This is a genomic window from Catenovulum maritimum (assembly GCF_001050375.1).
GTDB classification, from domain to species: domain Bacteria; phylum Pseudomonadota; class Gammaproteobacteria; order Enterobacterales; family Alteromonadaceae; genus Catenovulum; species Catenovulum maritimum.
This window is the reverse complement of the sequence record NZ_KQ130494.1, coordinates 77386-94837: the sequence shown is the minus strand read 5'-3', so window position 1 is coordinate 94837 and position 17452 is coordinate 77386. Positions and strand designations below refer to the sequence as shown.

Genomic DNA, 17452 nt, shown 5'->3' with positions numbered 1-17452 from the left:
AATTACTCACCTAAAAATGCTTCTAACGATGCAAGATCATTAACTGATCTAGCACTTAAACTTTTCTCAATTCGCTTAGTTAATCCAGCAAGTACTTTACCAGCACCGACTTCAACTAACTCTGTCACACCTTGAGATGCTAAAAATTGTACCGTTTCTGTCCAACGTACTGGGCAATATAATTGACGAACTAATGCGTCTTGAATTGCTGCAGCATCCGTTTCAGCTTTAACATCAACATTATTGATAACAGAAAAACTTGGCGCCGAAAATTGAATTTCTTTTAACGCTACAGCTAACTCTTCAGCTGCTGGTTTCATTAATGCACAATGTGATGGCACACTAACCGGTAAAGGTAATGCACGTTTAGCGCCCGCAGCTTTACAAAGCTCGCCTGCAGCAGCAACCGCAGCTTTATGACCAGCAATAACGACTTGACCTGGCGAATTAAAATTAACCGCTGCAACCACTTCGTTTTCGGTTGATTGTGCACTTGCGTCAGCACAAGCTTTAATAACCGCATCATCCGCTAAGCCGATAATAGCAGCCATGGCACCAACACCAGCTGGAACCGCTTGTTGCATAGCCTTACCACGTAACTCAACTAACTTAAGTGCATCTTCAAACTGAATAACACCTGCAGCCGTTAAAGCTGAATACTCACCTAAACTATGACCAGCCAAAAAAGCAGGTTTAATATCGCTTTTTTCAGCAATTAAACGCAGAACTGCAATACTAGCTGTCAATAAAGCAGGCTGGGTAATTTGAGTTTGATTTAACTCTTCAGCTGGGCCATCTAAAATGATTTTGCCTAAATCAAAAGCTAAAGCGTCAGACGCTTGCTCAAAAGTTTGCTTAACGACATCAAAAGACTGATAAAGATCAGCTAACATACCAACAGTTTGTGAACCTTGGCCTGGAAATACAAATGCAATATTGTTCGACATAAAAATTTCTCGTTTTACTTTTTTAATTTTTTAACGCTGTGTCAATTAGCCTACATTCAGACTAATTAATATTTAACAAGCGCAGAAGCCCAAGCGAAACCGCCACCAAAAGCTTCTAACAATAAAGTCTGACCGCGTTGAATACGACCATCTCTAATCGCTTCATCAAGCGCAGTAATAACAGATGCAGCCGATGTATTACCATGTTTATCCAAAGTAACGACTACACGGTCCATCGTCATATTTAATTTCTTCGCTGTTGCTTTAATAATTCGATAATTAGCCTGATGAGGCACTAACCAATCAATTTCCGATTTATCTAAGTTATTCGCAACTAAAGTTTCTTGAACGATTTCACTTAATTTAGTAACCGCGACTTTGAAAACTTCATTTCCTTTCATATAACCATATGCGGCATGAACAGATTTTTCATCGCCACGCGTTGGAATGTCTGCGCCTAATAAATCAGCAAAACGTCCATCAGCTTTAATATGAGTAGATAAAATACCTTGTTCTTCGCTGGCTTCTAAAATACAAGCGCCGGCGGCATCACCAAATAAAATGATCATGCTGCGATCTTTCGGATCTAATAATCGAGTCAGGGCATCTGAGCCAACAACTAATACTCTTTTAGCGTTACCCGCTTTAATAAATTGATCGGCAATACTTAATGCATAACAAAAACCAGAACAGGCTGCGCCAATATCAAATGCAGGTACACCAGGTAAACCTAATAAATTTTGAATTTCACACGCTGCGCTTGGTAACGCTTTTTCCCAACTTGTGGTCGCACAAATAATCAAATCAATGCTATCAGCTTCAATACCTGCCGCTTCAAGCGCTTTTAAACTAGCTTGATGGCCCATAGTTGCGACATTTTCTTCAGGAGAAGCAATGCGTCTTTCACAAATACCAGTTCGCTCGATAATCCATTCATGGCTTGTATCCACCATTTGCTCAAGATCAGCATTAGAGCGAACTTGTTCAGGGAAATAACTACCAGTACCAATAATTTTTGAATACATACAACTTAAGACCTATCAGTTAACGCCGTTTCTATCCGGTTACCAATTTTTTCTGGCACCTGATGGCGAATTTCATTCATTGCTTCTTTAATTGCATACTTAAATGCATCTTTTGAAGCATTCCCATGACTTTTTATTACAATACCACGCAAGCCAAGTAAACTAGCGCCATTATAATGATCTGGGTTCATTTGTTTATATAATTTTTTAAACATTGGCAAAGCGATTGCCGCAAAAATACGCGAGCGCCAATTTTCTCGAGCAAGGGTTTTAATACTCTTAACCACGGCTAAAGCTAAACCTTCGCAAGATTTAAGCGCGACATTACCGACAAAGCCATCACAAACAACAACATCGGTTTTACCGCTAAAAATGTCATTACCTTCAACATAACCAATATAGTTAAGTGATTTATCTTGCCTAATCAGCTGAGCTGCTTTTTTTACTTTATCACTACCTTTTATTTCTTCTTCACCAACATTGAGTAGCCCGATTCTTGGATTATCTAATTTATTTTTTTCGGAAACTACGCTACCCATAAGCGCAAATTGATGAAGAATATGTTCATCACATTCAACATTCGCCCCTAAATCTAAAATAAAAGTTTTATGCCCATCTGCATTTGGAATTGCAGTCACTAAAGCTGGGCGCTTAATCCCAGGTAACATCTTCAATACATAAAAAGCCATAGTTAACAATGCGCCTGTATTACCGGCACTGACACAGGCAGACGCTGTACCCTCTTTGACTAAATCGAGGATTTTACGCATAGATGAATCGGCTTTTGTTCTTAAAGCTGCAGATGGCTTATCGCCCATAGCAACAACTTGGCTGCAATGGATAACTTCCAAACGCTGAGTTAGATTATAAGGTTTGTTTTTGAGTAAAGGCGTGATTTGATATTTATCGCCACAAACTATCAGACGTAGCTGTGGGTTTTCAGCCAACATTTCTAATGAAGCTGGAATAGTAATGGGAGGCCCAAAGTCGCCTCCCATTGCATCTAACGCTATGGTTAGATCAGACAAGTCAAGCTCGCTTATGCAGCTGGAACTACTTTCTTGCCTTTATAAAAACCGTCAGCAGTAACGTGGTGACGTAAATGCGTCTCACCAGATGTGCTGTCGATTGATAATGTTGCACTAGTTAAAGCGTCGTGTGAGCGGCGCATACCACGTCTTGAACGAGATTTTTTGCTCTTTTGAACTGCCATTACAATTCTCCTACTATTTGGGTTTCTTTAAACTTTTAAGTACATCAAACGGATTAGCAGGTTCTGCTTCGGCTTCTTCACCTAGCTCACCCCAGCTCATGTCATCTTCAGTTACACCGCACTCATCAACTGAGTGTTTAGGTACTATTGGAAGTGCCAACATTAATTCATCTTCAACTAATGCTCGAAAATCCAGGCAACCATATTCATTCAGCTCAGCCACTTCATAATCAGAAGGGACTAAATCTTCATCTAGTGTTGAAGTTTTTGGCGTGTATGTAACCGTAAAATTGACAGAACAAGACAATGAACCGTTACAACGCTGACATGTTACTTCCACATCCGTCTTTGCAGTGACAAGCATAATAGGCAAGCCTTGCTCGTCATAGGTACATTTAAGATCGACAACGACCTCACCAGAATTAGTGAGTGTTACTTCTCTTAAACGACTAAAATTTTCCAACAAATAAATACCATGATAATCGGAGCGTTGTTGCGCACTTTTTACTGGATCTATTTCGATTGGCATTTTTACCTTTTGCATAGGGCGCGAATACTAACGATCTGCTATTGCATAGTCAATTGAAAATCGGAGAAAATAGCACTTCATATAGAAAAAACCTGTTTTTTGGTTTTAAACAGCAAAAAGAGACCCTATGCAAACTCTAGTTTTAGCTTCAACCTCACCTTTCCGTAAACAAATTTTAGAAAAATTAGGATTACCATTTGAAACCTGTAAACCAAAAACAGACGAAACTCGACTGGAAAACGAAAGCGCGAAAGACTTAGTCGCCCGACTCGCAAAATTAAAAGCCCAAGCTGGGGCTAAGCAATTTACCAACGCGCTTGTGATTGGTTCAGATCAAGTTGCAGTTGTCGACGATGAAATACTTGGAAAACCTCATACAATAGAGAATGCGATTTTACAGCTGAAAAAATTAAGTGGTAAAAAAGTAACCTTTCTAACAGGCTTAAGCTTAGTTAATACAGAAACACAAGAAGACAAAACCTTAGTTGAAGCTTTTATTGTTCACTTTAAAGAACTAACTGATGCTGAAATAAAAGCCTATGTAAATGCAGAAATGCCATTAAATTGCGCGGGCAGCTTTAAAAGTGAAGCATTAGGCATATGTTTATTTGAAAAGTTAGAAGGGAATGACCCAAACACATTAATAGGTCTACCTATGATCCAACTAAACAAACTATTAAATGAATTTGGTTTTAACCCTTTATTAGAGCTAGCCAAATTATCTTAAAGAATACCAAGGTGGCAAACAACGCATAATCCGTAGGCGTCAAGGGATGCAAGCCGTAGAGCACAAAACGCGCGAGCAAGCATCGCGCCTACAAGGTGTAACATTTAAGCACCCTTGTTTAGTATTTGAATAATATAAAACCAAACGACACAAAACCGTAGGTCGGATAAGCCTAAGCGCCATCCGACAACGGCAACACCAAAACCTCAGCGCAGCTTGTACAAAACCAACAAACAACACAGCTCCGTAGGCGTCAAGCTGGCTTACAGGGATGTAAGTCGTAGAGTAATGCAGGGAGCAATTACCGAAAGCTGGCGCGAAATACTCACTACACCCAAACCTTCTGCGTAGCCTACACAAAACGCGCGAGCAAGCATCGCGCCTACAAGGTGTATTTAACCAACACCAAGGTTGCAATATTTACAAAAGCTGGCGCGAACCAGCTTTTAATTTAAAGCCTCTGCAAGCTGTTCAAAATCATCCACAATAGCCACAGGCTGATAAGCTTCTAACTCTTGACGGTTATTAACCCCAAAAGTAACACCGATAGAATCCATGCCAGCAGCTTTCGCCATAGCTAAATCATGAATAGTGTCCCCTATCATGACACAATCAGAAATATCAAAACCATTGCGCTGACAAATCGTTTGTAGCATTACTGGACTCGGCTTAGATTCTGTTTCATCGGCACAGATAGTATCAACAAACAATTCAGATAAGTTAGTACTCACTAAAACTCTATCTAAACCTGCTCTAGCCTTTCCAGTTGCTACTGCAAGTTTATTACCTGATTTTTTTAAACTCAGTAATAAAGCTTCGGCACCATCAAACATAGGTGTTGGTGTGGTATTTAGTTCGATATATTCTTTTCGATATTGCTGAAATAACTGCTTGCCCTGAACTTCATCTGCATCAGGAAACACCACCTCCAATGCTTTTTCTAAACTCATGCCAATTACCGAACGTGCTAATTGGTCAGAAGGAACAGGAAAATCCAAAGCAATCGCTGTCTCTTTCATTGACGAAACGATTCGGCCAATTGAATCCATTAATGTCCCATCCCAATCGAAAATAATAAATTGATAAGCTGGCATTAATTTTTCTCGACTAAAGCTTCAATAGCTTGTTTTAAATGAGGTGCAATTGGTGCTTCTAATCTTAACTTCTGCTCTGTTTGAGGATGAATAAAAGTAATAGACGCAGCATGAAGAAATAAACGATTAACGCCGACCGCTTTCATTTTGATATCGAAATCAGCATCGCCATACTTATCATCTAACGCAATAGGGTAGCCACTCGCTTGTGCATGTACCCTAATTTGATGAGTACGACCCGTGACAGGAAAAGCTTCAACTAAAGTAGCGCCTTTTAGTTTACGTAAAATTTTAAATCGAGTCTCAGATGGCTTACCTAACTTGGCATCGACCCTGACAACCCGCTCACCAGACTCTAAAGAATTCTTATATAAAGGTTTTTCAACAACTTTAAGCTTAGAAGGCCAAGCGCCACTGACCAGCGCCCAATACCTTTTGTCGACTTTTTTAGTTCTCAATTGCTCATGCAAATTACGTAATACAGAACGTTTCTTAGCAATTAACAAACAACCTGAAGTGTCACGGTCGAGTCTATGTACAAGTTCTAATTGTTTTAATTCAGGTCTTAAAATTCTTAAAGCTTCAATTGCACCAAAATTAAGGCCAGATCCACCATGTACAGCTAAGCCGGAAGGTTTATTTAAAACAATAAGCGCCTTATCTTCAAAAATGATCGACTCTTCAACTAACTTTTTAATCTTATCGCCAACAGTAAATGTCTTGGATTTATCTTCATCAATTCTAATTGGCGGTAATCTTAAAACATCGCCAGCTTGCAATTTATATTCAGGCTTAATTCGCTTCTTATTTACCCTAACTTCACCTTTTCTCAAGATTCTATAAATATAAGAAGTAGGAACTTGCTTAAGCTCACGTTTTAGCCAATTGTCTATTCTTTGACCAGAATTATCTTCATCTATGTCAAAAAACGATACTGACCCAAGGTCATTTTTATTCATTTGTATTTTTCTTACTCTAAAGAGAGATTTAGATTGCCGCTATGGCCTTTGCTTTGCTATATTTTCGCTTATGGCATTTATCAATGCCAGTATTTTTGTACCTGTATTGAAAAAATACAGTTTGGTGACATTCTGCTGTGTAAGAGGTCACGAGTGAAGCGAAGCTTATTGTTGGGTATTTATACTTAGACTTTAAGTCCTACCGCGAGTTAATACTAACAAAGTGAGTAATTTTTTGTTAGGCATTAAAACATTCGTCCCGATAGAGAATGGCTATTATTTTAGAAAACGCCAAACCAACTTAAACAAAACAACCTAAGATCTACAGTTAAAACAAAACTTTAGATTTGGTAGTAATAACAAAACAGAATAACTAGTAAAAATTGCAAGATCGGTAACAAAAACAGCGTAGAAGCAATAATGATTTTCGAATTGAGCAACCTCAATTCATTTGCTAAATCAGTATTTAGCAAGGCTTCTAGTTTAAGTTAAGATCATACATTATGAGACTCGGGAGAGTGACATCACTAGTAGATAGCCTAGGCACAAAACCGCCTGGGCTACTTTAAAATTAGTATTATCTTGATAAAAGATTACTGCTTTTAGCTTGTTTTGATAAGCTGGCAATGGCGTTTCATTTGGTGAAACAAATATGAAACGTATGTTAATTAACGCGACTCAAGAAGAAGAGTTACGCGTAGCACTAGTTGATGGTCAAAGACTTTACGATCTAGATATTGAAAGTCATGGCCACGAGCAAAAAAAAGCCAACATCTACAAAGGTAAAATTACCCGTGTAGAACCAAGCTTAGAAGCAGCCTTTGTTGACTATGGTCAAGAAAGACATGGCTTCCTTCCACTAAAAGAAATTGCAAAAGCTTACTTCCCAGAAGGCTACACACTTCAAGGTCGCCCTAACATCAAAGATGTGATCAGCGAAGGCCAAGAAGTTATCGTTCAAATCGACAAAGAAGAACGTGGTCAAAAAGGTGCGGCGCTAACAACATTTGTAAGCTTAGCTGGTAGTTACCTAGTGTTAATGCCAAACAATCCTAAAGCTGGCGGTATTTCTCGTCGTATCGAAGGCGATGAAAGAACAGCATTAAAAGAATCTTTATCTAAATTATCTTTACCACACGGAATGGGCTTAATTGTTCGTACTGCTGGTGTAGGTAAAGCATTCGAAGAATTAGAGTGGGATTTAAATGTCTTATTAAGCCATTGGGAATCAATTAAAGCTGAAGGTGAATCACGCCCAGCTCCATTCCTAATTCACCAAGAAAGTAACGTTATCGTTAGAGCAATCCGAGATTACTTACGTCGTGATATAGGTGAAATCCTAATCGACCATCCAAAAGTATTTGAAGATGCGAAAGCACATATCTCACTTGTTCGTCCAGACTTTACTAACCGAGTTAAGTTATACCAAGGTGAAATTCCATTATTTACTCACTTCCAAATTGAAAGCCAAATCGAATCCGCTTTCCAACGTGAAGTTAGATTACCATCTGGTGGTTCAATCGTAATTGATCCGACAGAAGCACTTACCTCTATCGATATCAACTCAGCTAAAGCGACTAAAGGCGGTGATATTGAAGAAACCGCTTTTAATACCAATTTAGAAGCCGCAGATGAAATCGCGCGCCAACTAAGATTACGTGATTTAGGTGGTTTAGTTGTTATCGACTTTATCGATATGACACCGGCACGTAACCAAAGAGAAGTTGAAAACCGCTTACGTGAAGCAGTTAGACCAGACAGAGCAAGAATCCAACTAGCCAGAATCAGCCGTTTCGGTTTATTAGAAATGTCACGCCAACGTTTACGCCCTTCACTAGGTGAAAGCGCAAACGATAGCTGCCCTCGATGCCAAGGCACAGGGACTATACGTTCTAACGAATCACTCGCTTTATCAATCCTTCGTCTATTAGAAGAAGAAGCGATAAAAGAAAATACAGTACAAGTTCAAGCTCAAGTACCAATTGAAGTAGCAACTTATCTACTGAATGAAAAACGTGGTGCGGTTCGATTCATCGAAAAAAGCCACAACGTACGTATCGTTGTTGCACCAAACCCGCATATGCAAACGCCTAATTATGAAGTATCTCGTATTAAAATCGACGAGACTTCTGACGAGCTAAGCTACAAACTGATTACTAAGCCAGAGCAAGATGTTGTGATCCCTATGTCACCATCGATTAAAGCGCCTGAGAAAAAAGAAGAGCCTGCATTAAAAGGCTTTGGTTCGCCTGTTGCAGCACCAGTACAACCGACAGCTACCGCACCTCAAAAAGCAGAAGTAAAAAATGCTGAACCAAGCTTGTTTAGCCGTATAGCTGCATTCTTTAAATCGCTTTTAGCACCTGAAGTTAAAGAAGAAGTTAAAGAAAAACCAGCTGCGCCAAAACCAACGCAGTCAAATAACCGTAATCGTTCTAATCAAAAACGTAACAACCGTAATAGACGTAACAACGATTCAAACAAGTCAGAGAAAAATGAGAAGTTTGATAAACCGCGTAAGCAGCAATCAAATAAACCTCAATCTGATAAATCAGAAAACAAGGTTCAAGAGCGCAGAGCAAGACGCACTCAACGTAAAAAGGTAAGAGTTGATTCAAATAACGCTGATACTGCAAATAACAGCCAAACTAAAGTGACTAATAACACTAAAGTAGAAGCAAAAGCAGTAGAGTCAAAACCGAATAAGGCTCAAACTAAAAAACCTTCAGCTAAAGTTGTTGAAAAAGCCAAAGAAGAGAAAGTTCAAGAGCAAAAGCCACAAGCTCAAGAACAAGTTTTAGAGCAAGTTGTAGATCAAGTTAAAACTCAAGCGCCAGCAGCTGAAAAGCCTGAAGTCGTAAAAGTAGAGCAAGCTGAACCGGCATTCATCCCTAATGATGAATCAGAAACGCAGCGCCCTGCAAACAAACAAAGACGTGGCACGCGTCATTTGAGAGCGTCTACACAGCGTCGTCGTCGTCAAAACCAAAGCGAAGGTCAAGATGGTGAGAATAAAGCAGATTATTCAGCTTATTACAAAAACAATGATGTTCAGCAAAATGAACTTGAGTTAGAAGTAATGCAACAAGCTGAACTGAGTGAAGATCCGGTAGAATCTCGTTACCCGCACGAGAATGCAAAAGCGGAAACGCAAACGTCTACTCAAACGAGTCAAACAGAAGAAACTGTATCTGAGCCAGTAGCAGAAACGCCTGTAGAAGCAACTGAGGTGACAAGCACAGCAGAAGCGACTGAAACTCCAGAAGCTAATACAACGGCAACTGAGGCTAACGAAACACAGCAAAGCTTACCGCTAGACGATCTTGAAACACCTGCCGTAGCGCAAAATCAAGAAGTAGCAGCGGCTGAAATTGCTGGAACAGAGCAAGCTGAAACAGAAAACGTTACGCCAGAGGTGGCAGCGCCAGAAGCAACTGAAGTTAAAACAGTAGAAGCGCCTGTGCAAAAAGCGGAACAAGCTGAAGAAACTCAAGAAGTTGTGGCCGAAAAAGTTGAAGCAGCCAAAGTTGAAACACAGCAAACCGAAGAGCAAGCTGCCACTGTAACAGCAGTTCGCTCGTTCAAAGGACACGCCTTCTCGCCGATGAGCCAAACTAAACCTTTAGCTATCGACACAAGTAGAGAGCTAGTCATAAAAGCGTTACCTGACGATGTACGTGCTAAATTAAGCACTTCAGGTAAAACAGGTGGCTCAAATACACCGACCAGCAAAAGCGAATCACCAGCGACACAAGCTGTAATAAATTAGAATAATACCGAGCAAAGCATTTATGTTTTAATTCCAGCTCGATAAAATCTAACAAAATTAAAAGAGCGCCTCAGGCGCTCTTTTTGTAACTTAACATTAATTAGCCCGAGTTCAGGTTAATTAACTAACCCCAAGTGGGTATATTAATCAAAGAAAGGTTCAACAATGAATAAAGCTTTAATTACAAATTTAATTTCAGCTGGATTAGTCATAATCGGATTTTTAAGCCAACAACCAGCGATATTAACAGTCGGTCTATTCGCTTTATCAGGAGCGGCAACCAATGCCATTGCAGTACATATGTTGTTTGAGAAAGTCCCTGGGTTTTATGGCTCAGGTGTAGTGGAAGCAAGATTTGAAGAATTTAAACTCGCAATTAAAAACCTATTAATGAATGAATTTTTCAACGAACAAAATATCGATAAGTTTTTAACAGATAGCCAAGGGCATGCTCAACACTTCAACTTAGAGCCAGTAATAGATAAACTAGATTTTGAGCCAGCATACGACTCACTCGTACTAACCATTAATGAATCACAGTTTGCGGGTATGTTAGCCATGGTTGGTGGCGCAACAGCACTAGAGCCACTAAAGCAGCCTTTTATCGAAAAAATAAAAATAAAATTAATCGAAATCAGCCAAAGCGATGAGTTTAATCAATTATTAAAAGATTCAATCGAGCAACCTTCAGTGATTGATGGTTTACGGACAAAAGTGGAGTCGATAGTAGAAAAAAGGCTCAATGAACTCAGTCCAAAAATGGTAAAAGAAATTGTTCAAAAAATGATAAAACAACACCTAGGTTGGTTAGTTGTATGGGGCGGCGTTTTTGGTGGCGTATTTGGCGTATTAGCCCATGTATTAGCCTAATATAGCCAAATGTAAAATGGTCTTCTGCCTCATACTGCATCTGTGTGCCATAATTGATTTAGATAAACTCAACTAAATCGGAAGAAGACCATCAAATTAAGTAACCCAAATTAAGGTTAAGAAAGCTTAAAGTAGCCTTTTAACCGTTTCCATTTTGGAATTTTAAAAGTAATCACAAAATAATCAGAATCCGTTGAGTCAGAAAACGGGGAAGAATCCAGCAACTCATCAGCGTTAGGGTTAATGTCTAACTCTTCAACTCGATCAAAAAACACCTCATTATAAGTACACCTTAATGAATACCCCTCATTATTTATAACTGACAGGGAGTCATTTCCGATAACCGAACGAATTTTCTGACTAATTTTATATTTAGTATTTTCTGAATCTGTTATTTGTTCATAGATAAGATCGTGAGAGATAAAGCCTGTTTTCAAAATTTGATTAAGGAATGCTTTACAACGACTATTAAGAACTTGTTGTTTAGTCCGATTTATAATTAATCCTTTATCACTAACATAAAGACAATCTGCAATTCGAATTAAAGAACTAGGCTCCTGCTTAGCACCAAACAACAGCTTCACTCCTCTATCATTCCTGATTAAGTTAAGATCAATCTGATTTTCGTATCGAATTAAAATAGCATTAAAAATGTCGACCAACTCAGGCTGAAAGCTAAGCCAATTACGAAACTGTTTGACACTTTTAGGCACGTCATAACGGTTACAGATGTGCTCAGGTAAATTTATCGAATTACCTTTAGAATGCCAACCATATGCAAATTGGATAGGGGTTTCTGGGTTATAATGAGAGATTAACTCTAAAAGTTCTTTCTTTTTCATACTGGAATATTTTTATTATCTTATAATCGATAATCTCAATCCTTTAAAAATTAACACTCATATACTTAAGCTAACCCAAGTGTAAAGTTTAGTACCATAAAACAGGTTTAAGCCAACTTGCTAATTGTAACTTAGAAAAGGGGCTACACTTTTGATCTTAACACGACTAAAAGCGAACACTGAGTAACAAGGCTTTAAGTGCCACAATACAATTTAAAATAATAATTTAAGCAAGATAAAAACATGCCAACTAAGCTTAATAATATATAGATAATACGAAAAAAAACTAGCAAACTAACTGCCAAAACACAAAAGACCACCGGTCATTTAAAAGTTTTACTAATAGCAGGTCATTAGCAGGTAATTAAAGTAAAAATAGGTCACATTTAATTGGAAGATAGACTTATGTTAAGTAAAAAATATTTGTTTGTCAGCAAAGTCGATAAACCTAATATGAAGTTATTGATCATATTATTAATGGATTAAAGCAACTTAGAACTTTAGCGACGAGCCTTGTATTCAAGGTACTTAGAAATAAATCTAAGTAATAACTCAGCAACACATTTATGGATGAAGCTAAAGGGGGGTTATAATTTTGAAAACTGCACTATTAATTTCAAATAATCAAGAAATCAACCACAGGGTTGAACAATCACTTAAAACTAAACAAATAGATTGTGTTACCTGTTTAGATGCGCAAAATGCCATCATAAACTTATCTAGCCTAGTCACTTACGACTACCTTTTTATCACAATTGACATCGGCGATATTGATGGCTGGCGCCTAGCAAGAATTATTCGTTCGGGTGTTTTTTGTACTGCAGCAGATGCACCGATTGCCATTATCACTGAAAACCCGAGATACAAAGTTGACGAATTAGCAGCCAAATTATTTGAAGTAAACTCAATTTTAACGATAGAAGATCTTGAAACTGACCAGCTCAGATTTGAACACTTCTTAAATCACGTTGAAGATTTAAATGCTTTACCCAGCTTACTGCTAATTGAAGACACGAATGATGTCTCAGATCTAGTAAAAAGAGGCCTTAAAAACTTATTTCATATAGATAGTGTAGGCTCTGGTGAAGAGGCAATAAATGCGATTTCAGAAAAAGACTATGATCTGATTTTACTAGATTACATGCTGCCAAATATGTCTGGCGATAAAGTGCTGACTGAAATAATGGTAATTAAGAAAAACCAAAAAGTGATTGTAAATACCGCATTTGGTAGTGTCGATTTAGCCAATAAATTTTTGTTGCAAGGCGCAATTGATTACCTACAAAAGCCATTTTCAGTTAACCAACTACGTGAAATTTGTACCAAGGCTCTATTAAGAGAAGATATAGTAGAGAGCCAATTGCAAGTCAGCAATAACCTACTGCAAGTCGACCTACTCAAAAAACAAATTCAAACCACTGCGACTTTAGCCGAACAAGTATTAAACCACATAGAAAGAGTCGCAATTGTATGTAATAGCTATGGTCAAATACTATTCATAAACCAGCCATACGAAAAGCTCACGGGTTACAAGAGAACTGAACAGCTAGGTAAACATATTGAAGATATATCGACCTTTGAGAAAGGTATGAATTTTTCTGATTTAGCAAATCGTTCAGGGCACTATTTTCAGTTAAAAATGCGAAAATTCAAAGCAGAAGACGAAGTTTACCAGTCAGTTAAAAGCTTAAAATTATCCGAGCCTCCGGAACTTCAAATTTGTTTTTTTGTATAACATTTAACGCAGAGGCTTAACACCCGCCCCCCTAGGTCGGATAAGCCTCAGCGCCATCCGACAACAGCAACACCAAAACCTCAGCGCAGCTTGCACAAAACCGACAAACAACACCGCATCGTAGGCGTGCAGCTTGCGCACGCGAGAAGCAACACCCAAGTCTTCTGCGCAGCCTACACATAACGCGCGAGCTATCGGCAATATGCTCCATACATTGCACTACGACTTACATCCATGTAAGTCACCATCGCGCCTACAAAGCGTAAACCTTAAACTTCACTACCAAACGACACAAAATCGTAGGCGTCAAGCTTGCTGGCGCGAAATACGCACGAGAACAACCCAATGCAATTACCGAAAACTAGCGCGAAACACACGTACACCCAAACCTTCAGTGGCAAAATATAGCCAACCTTAATTTCATTTCAAGTGACATAGATAACTATTGCCACCCCTTAATAGCTGTGAGGTGAATATTGTACAAAATGACTACATCCTTCAAATTTGATGCGTTTCCTTCGTCAACAGCATCCTACAAACATCAATATATAGATTGGTCTAGCCTTTGTCCGAATATTGAGTCAATAAATCACAAACCTATTGATAAATTAACTAAAAACTTTAAATTAGTACGCACCTGTAGGATGTGTTGAAGAATGAAACGCATCTTTCGTGGCAACACCAAAACCTCAGCGCAGCTTGCACAAAACCGACAAACAACACAGCTCCGTAGGCGTCAAGCTTGCTGGCGCGAAACACGCGCTACACCCAAACCCTCTGCGCAGCCTACACATAACGCGCGAGCAAGCATCGCGCCTACAAAGCGCAAACCTTAAACTTCGCCACCAAACGACACAAAATCGTAGGCGTCAAGCTTGCTGGCGCAAAATATACGCAATAGCCAACCTTAATTTCATTTCAAGTGACATAGATAACTATTGTCTCCCCTTAATAACTGTGAGGTGAATATTGTACAAGATGACTACATCCTTCAAAGTTGATGCGTTTCCTTCGTCAACAGCATCCTACAAACATCAATATATAGATTAGCCTGACCTTTGTCCGAATATTGAGTCAATAAATCACAAACCTATTGTTAAATTAACTAAAAATTTTAAACTAGTACGCACCTGTAGGATGTGTTGAAGAATGAAGCGCATCTTTCGTGGCAAAATATGACGCCCCCCTAGCGAAGCCTGCACAAAATCAACAAACAACACCGCTCCGTAGGCGTCAAGCTTGCTGGCGCGAAATACGCACGAGAACAACCCAATGCAATTACCGAAAAAATGGCTCGAAACACACGCAACACCCAAATCTTCTGCGCAGCCTACACAAAACGCGCGAGCAAGCATCGCGCCTACAAAGCGTAAACCTTAAACTTCACCACCAAACGACACAAAATCGTAGGCGTCAAGCTTGCTGGCGCGAAATACGCACGAGAACAACCCAATGCAATTACCGAAAGCTGGCGCGAAACACACTCAACACCCAAACCTTCAGCGCAGCTTGCACATAACGCGCGAGCAAGCATCGCGCCTACAAGGTCTAAATCTCAAACTCAGCGCAGCCTACACAGACCGCGCGAAACATTCTAAAGTGATGATGCGGTATCACGTAAAACCTGATGTAATTCGCCCTCTTCTACTTTAGTTGTCATTCGGCAAGCATAATAATGTAAATTAAACACATCAAAATAAGCTAACAACACACTAGCTAACTTACTCTCACCCACCTGCCCCATAGCAATTGCCGCAGCTTGAGCAGTGGATAATTGGCTTGCTTCTGGTGCTTTACGCATCAAATACTTTGAAGCATTCTCTATATTTAAATCTATGCTAGGCAATACCTGTAACCAATCACTTTGGTTATACATTTTTTTACTCTGTCGCCAAGTGCCATCTAGCACCACTAAAGTGAGTGTTTTTCCTAATTCAACTTGCTTTGACATCTCAGGCGTTAACTCAGCTACCTTATTGGTATCAGTTGGATATACCAGTAAACAAAGCCTAGTTTCATCATTTAACAAGTCTAATAATCGCGGAGAGATTTGAGTTCTAGACCATTCAAACGTAAAACAGTTATCCGGTAACAAGTCGCTTATCAGCCGACCTGTATTAGTCGGTTTAAGTATTTCATCCGAATGCATAATCAAAATCACATCCAACTTAGACTGAGTGGCAGGACGCCATTTGCACACACAGTTATACTCAGCAATAAAACACTGAGGGCAGCGTTTTAATTTTATCCCCCTAGCCTGAAACGGACGAGTAGAACGCGCTAAGCGAGCTTGATATAAAGCGGAAAATGAATCAAGGTTCAAACAAAACTCCAAGATAAAGCAAATGCAAACGCACTATGCCTAATAAAAAGTGAAAGTAAAAATGAAAAAGTAATAGACAACCTCAATTCGGGATAACAACTTGCTTTCTTGAGGGCCTTTTTCCTGATAACTGCGTTGAATTCGCTAGTAATAGCCAGCTATTACGTACGCAAATTCGCCTTGTTCTAAGAAAAAATACCTTTCAAGAAATAAAAAATTAATAATACCAATAGCTTAATGGGGTTAGCTAATTTCTTATCCCGAGTTAAGGTTAGATAGAGCTAATTTCTTATCTTAAGTTGAGGTTAAACAAACAAAAACTGCGCCTAAAGCGCAGTTTTTAATCAGAACTAATCCCGCCCACAAATGAGCAGCTTTAAATCATAATAAACTAGATTTTATAGTAAGCTCGGTACCAGTCAACAAATTGCTGAACACCATGCTCAACTGAAACTTGTGGTTTATGTCCTGTCACTTCTTCCAAAGACTGAGTATCAGCCCAAGTTTGATGAACATCACCTGGTTGCATAGGCATAAAGTTTTTGATCGCCTCAACACCTATCGCTTTTTCAATCGCTGTAACAAAATCCATTAACTTAACAGGAGAACCGTTACCAATATTATAAGTGCGATATGGTGCTGAACTATCTTTTGGTGAGCCTTGCTCTGGATTCCAATCGCTATTCGGCTCTGGGATCACATCCGCAACTCTAACAATACCTTCAACAATATCGTCAATATAGGTAAAGTCACGCGCCATATTACCGTTGTTATAAATATCAATTGGTTCGCCGTTTAATATCGCTTTAGTAAACTTAAATAAAGCCATATCAGGGCGGCCCCATGGACCATATACAGTGAAAAAGCGTAAACCCGAAGTAGGTACTTGATACAAGTGCGAATATGTATGGCTCATTAACTCGTTGGCTTTTTTAGTTGCCGCATACAAAGAAACAGGATGATCAACTGAATCTGTTGTCGCAAATGGCATTTTAGTATTCAAGCCATAAACAGAGCTAGAAGATGCATAAACTAAATGCTTAACTTTATTATGACGACAACCTTCTAATACAGCTAAATGGCCGATTAAATTAGAGTCTGCGTAAGCAAATGGGTTTTCGATTGAGTATCTAACACCCGCTTGAGCTGCTAAGTGAATAACAATATCAAACTGCTCTTTAGCAAATAACTCAGCCATGCCCTCTCTATCAGCTAAATCTAACTTCACAAAACTGAAATTTTCATTAGGAGTAAGTAAAGCAAGTCGAGATTCTTTCAAGCTAACTTCGTAATAGTCATTTAAATTGTCGATACCAACAACCGTATGACCTTTCGCTAACAAGTTTTCAGCTGTGCTATGACCAATAAAACCGGCTGCACCTGTAATTAAATATTTCATAGTGTCTGTTCCTTTAACTA

The 17452-nt window shown here is 39.0% G+C and carries 14 protein-coding genes; 4 read left to right on the top strand and 10 right to left on the bottom strand.

Annotated features, from left to right (window positions below; all coding sequences use genetic code 11):
- Positions 1 to 2 precede the first annotated feature (2 nt).
- The 5 genes from fabD to XM47_RS12960 form a co-directional block, all read right to left on the bottom strand.
- A complete protein-coding gene (fabD, locus tag XM47_RS12980) occupies positions 3 to 947 on the bottom strand; it encodes an ACP S-malonyltransferase (protein ID WP_048693258.1) in 945 nt (314 codons plus the stop codon).
- A gap of 65 nt (positions 948 to 1012) precedes the next feature.
- Complete coding sequence (locus XM47_RS12975) at positions 1013 to 1972, bottom strand: beta-ketoacyl-ACP synthase III (RefSeq protein ID WP_048693256.1); 960 nt, start codon at positions 1970 to 1972, stop codon at positions 1013 to 1015.
- Between the two features lie 5 nt (positions 1973 to 1977).
- Complete coding sequence (gene plsX, locus XM47_RS12970) at positions 1978 to 3000, bottom strand: phosphate acyltransferase PlsX (protein ID WP_048693253.1); 1023 nt, start codon at positions 2998 to 3000, stop codon at positions 1978 to 1980.
- Between the two features lie 11 nt (positions 3001 to 3011).
- The gene (gene rpmF, locus XM47_RS12965; protein ID WP_048693251.1) at positions 3012 to 3185 is read right to left on the bottom strand and encodes a 50S ribosomal protein L32; all 174 of its coding nucleotides are present in this window, start codon (positions 3183 to 3185) and stop codon (positions 3012 to 3014) included.
- Positions 3186 to 3198: 13 nt separating this feature from the next.
- Positions 3199 to 3729 (bottom strand): YceD family protein, encoded by a 531-nt coding sequence (locus XM47_RS12960; RefSeq protein WP_048693248.1) that lies wholly within the window; start codon positions 3727 to 3729, stop codon positions 3199 to 3201.
- Between the two features lie 112 nt (positions 3730 to 3841).
- Here XM47_RS12960 and XM47_RS12955 point away from each other — a divergent pair, with 112 nt between their 5' ends.
- The gene (locus XM47_RS12955) at positions 3842 to 4441 is read left to right on the top strand and encodes a Maf family protein (protein WP_048693245.1); all 600 of its coding nucleotides are present in this window, start codon (positions 3842 to 3844) and stop codon (positions 4439 to 4441) included.
- 446 nt (positions 4442 to 4887) lie between these two features.
- Here the strand turns inward: XM47_RS12955 and XM47_RS12950 are convergent, their stop codons facing one another.
- Complete coding sequence (locus tag XM47_RS12950) at positions 4888 to 5535, bottom strand: HAD family hydrolase (RefSeq protein WP_048693242.1); 648 nt, start codon at positions 5533 to 5535, stop codon at positions 4888 to 4890.
- Positions 5535 to 6494: a 23S rRNA pseudouridine(955/2504/2580) synthase RluC gene (gene rluC / locus XM47_RS12945; RefSeq protein ID WP_048693241.1), complete on the bottom strand. Its 960-nt coding sequence runs from the start codon at positions 6492 to 6494 to the stop codon at positions 5535 to 5537. The genes XM47_RS12950 and rluC overlap by 1 nt, the downstream gene beginning before the upstream one ends.
- A gap of 652 nt (positions 6495 to 7146) precedes the next feature.
- On the opposite strand from rluC, the gene rne reads away from it, so the two are divergent.
- Both rne and XM47_RS12935 read left to right on the top strand, forming a co-directional pair.
- A complete protein-coding gene (gene rne, locus XM47_RS12940) occupies positions 7147 to 10263 on the top strand; it encodes a ribonuclease E (protein ID WP_048693239.1) in 3117 nt (1038 codons plus the stop codon).
- A gap of 165 nt (positions 10264 to 10428) precedes the next feature.
- A complete protein-coding gene (locus XM47_RS12935) occupies positions 10429 to 11133 on the top strand; it encodes a DUF445 domain-containing protein (protein ID WP_048693237.1) in 705 nt (234 codons plus the stop codon).
- Between the two features lie 116 nt (positions 11134 to 11249).
- On the opposite strand, the gene XM47_RS12930 is transcribed toward XM47_RS12935, so the two are convergent.
- The gene (locus XM47_RS12930) at positions 11250 to 11975 is read right to left on the bottom strand and encodes a hypothetical protein (protein ID WP_048693235.1); all 726 of its coding nucleotides are present in this window, start codon (positions 11973 to 11975) and stop codon (positions 11250 to 11252) included.
- Positions 11976 to 12570: 595 nt separating this feature from the next.
- Here XM47_RS12930 and XM47_RS12925 point away from each other — a divergent pair.
- Positions 12571 to 13710 (top strand): response regulator, encoded by a 1140-nt coding sequence (locus XM47_RS12925; protein ID WP_048693232.1) that lies wholly within the window; start codon positions 12571 to 12573, stop codon positions 13708 to 13710.
- 1594 nt (positions 13711 to 15304) lie between these two features.
- Here the strand turns inward: XM47_RS12925 and XM47_RS12915 are convergent.
- Together XM47_RS12915 and XM47_RS12910 are read right to left on the bottom strand one after the other, a co-directional pair.
- The gene (locus tag XM47_RS12915) at positions 15305 to 16033 is read right to left on the bottom strand and encodes a tRNA-uridine aminocarboxypropyltransferase (RefSeq protein ID WP_048693229.1); all 729 of its coding nucleotides are present in this window, start codon (positions 16031 to 16033) and stop codon (positions 15305 to 15307) included.
- 391 nt (positions 16034 to 16424) lie between these two features.
- Complete coding sequence (locus XM47_RS12910; RefSeq protein WP_048693227.1) at positions 16425 to 17432, bottom strand: NAD-dependent epimerase; 1008 nt, start codon at positions 17430 to 17432, stop codon at positions 16425 to 16427.
- Positions 17433 to 17452 lie beyond the last annotated feature (20 nt).

What these genes read in the sequence shown, in the direction of transcription:
- XM47_RS12975 (WP_048693256.1), bottom strand. Translation starts at nt 1,972, where the DNA reads ATGTATTCAAAAATTATTGGTACTGGTAGTTATTTCCCTGAACAAGTT.
- XM47_RS12910 (WP_048693227.1), bottom strand. Translation starts at nt 17,432, where the DNA reads ATGAAATATTTAATTACAGGTGCAGCCGGTTTTATTGGTCATAGCACA.
- rluC (WP_048693241.1), bottom strand. Translation starts at nt 6,494, where the DNA reads ATGAATAAAAATGACCTTGGGTCAGTATCGTTTTTTGACATAGATGAA.
- XM47_RS12960 (WP_048693248.1), bottom strand. Translation starts at nt 3,729, where the DNA reads ATGCAAAAGGTAAAAATGCCAATCGAAATAGATCCAGTAAAAAGTGCG.
- rne (WP_048693239.1), top strand. Translation starts at nt 7,147, where the DNA reads ATGAAACGTATGTTAATTAACGCGACTCAAGAAGAAGAGTTACGCGTA.
- XM47_RS12930 (WP_048693235.1), bottom strand. Translation starts at nt 11,975, where the DNA reads ATGAAAAAGAAAGAACTTTTAGAGTTAATCTCTCATTATAACCCAGAA.
- XM47_RS12955 (WP_048693245.1), top strand. Translation starts at nt 3,842, where the DNA reads ATGCAAACTCTAGTTTTAGCTTCAACCTCACCTTTCCGTAAACAAATT.
- XM47_RS12950 (WP_048693242.1), bottom strand. Translation starts at nt 5,535, where the DNA reads ATGCCAGCTTATCAATTTATTATTTTCGATTGGGATGGGACATTAATG.
- rpmF (WP_048693251.1), bottom strand. Translation starts at nt 3,185, where the DNA reads ATGGCAGTTCAAAAGAGCAAAAAATCTCGTTCAAGACGTGGTATGCGC.
- fabD (WP_048693258.1), bottom strand. Translation starts at nt 947, where the DNA reads ATGTCGAACAATATTGCATTTGTATTTCCAGGCCAAGGTTCACAAACT.
- XM47_RS12935 (WP_048693237.1), top strand. Translation starts at nt 10,429, where the DNA reads ATGAATAAAGCTTTAATTACAAATTTAATTTCAGCTGGATTAGTCATA.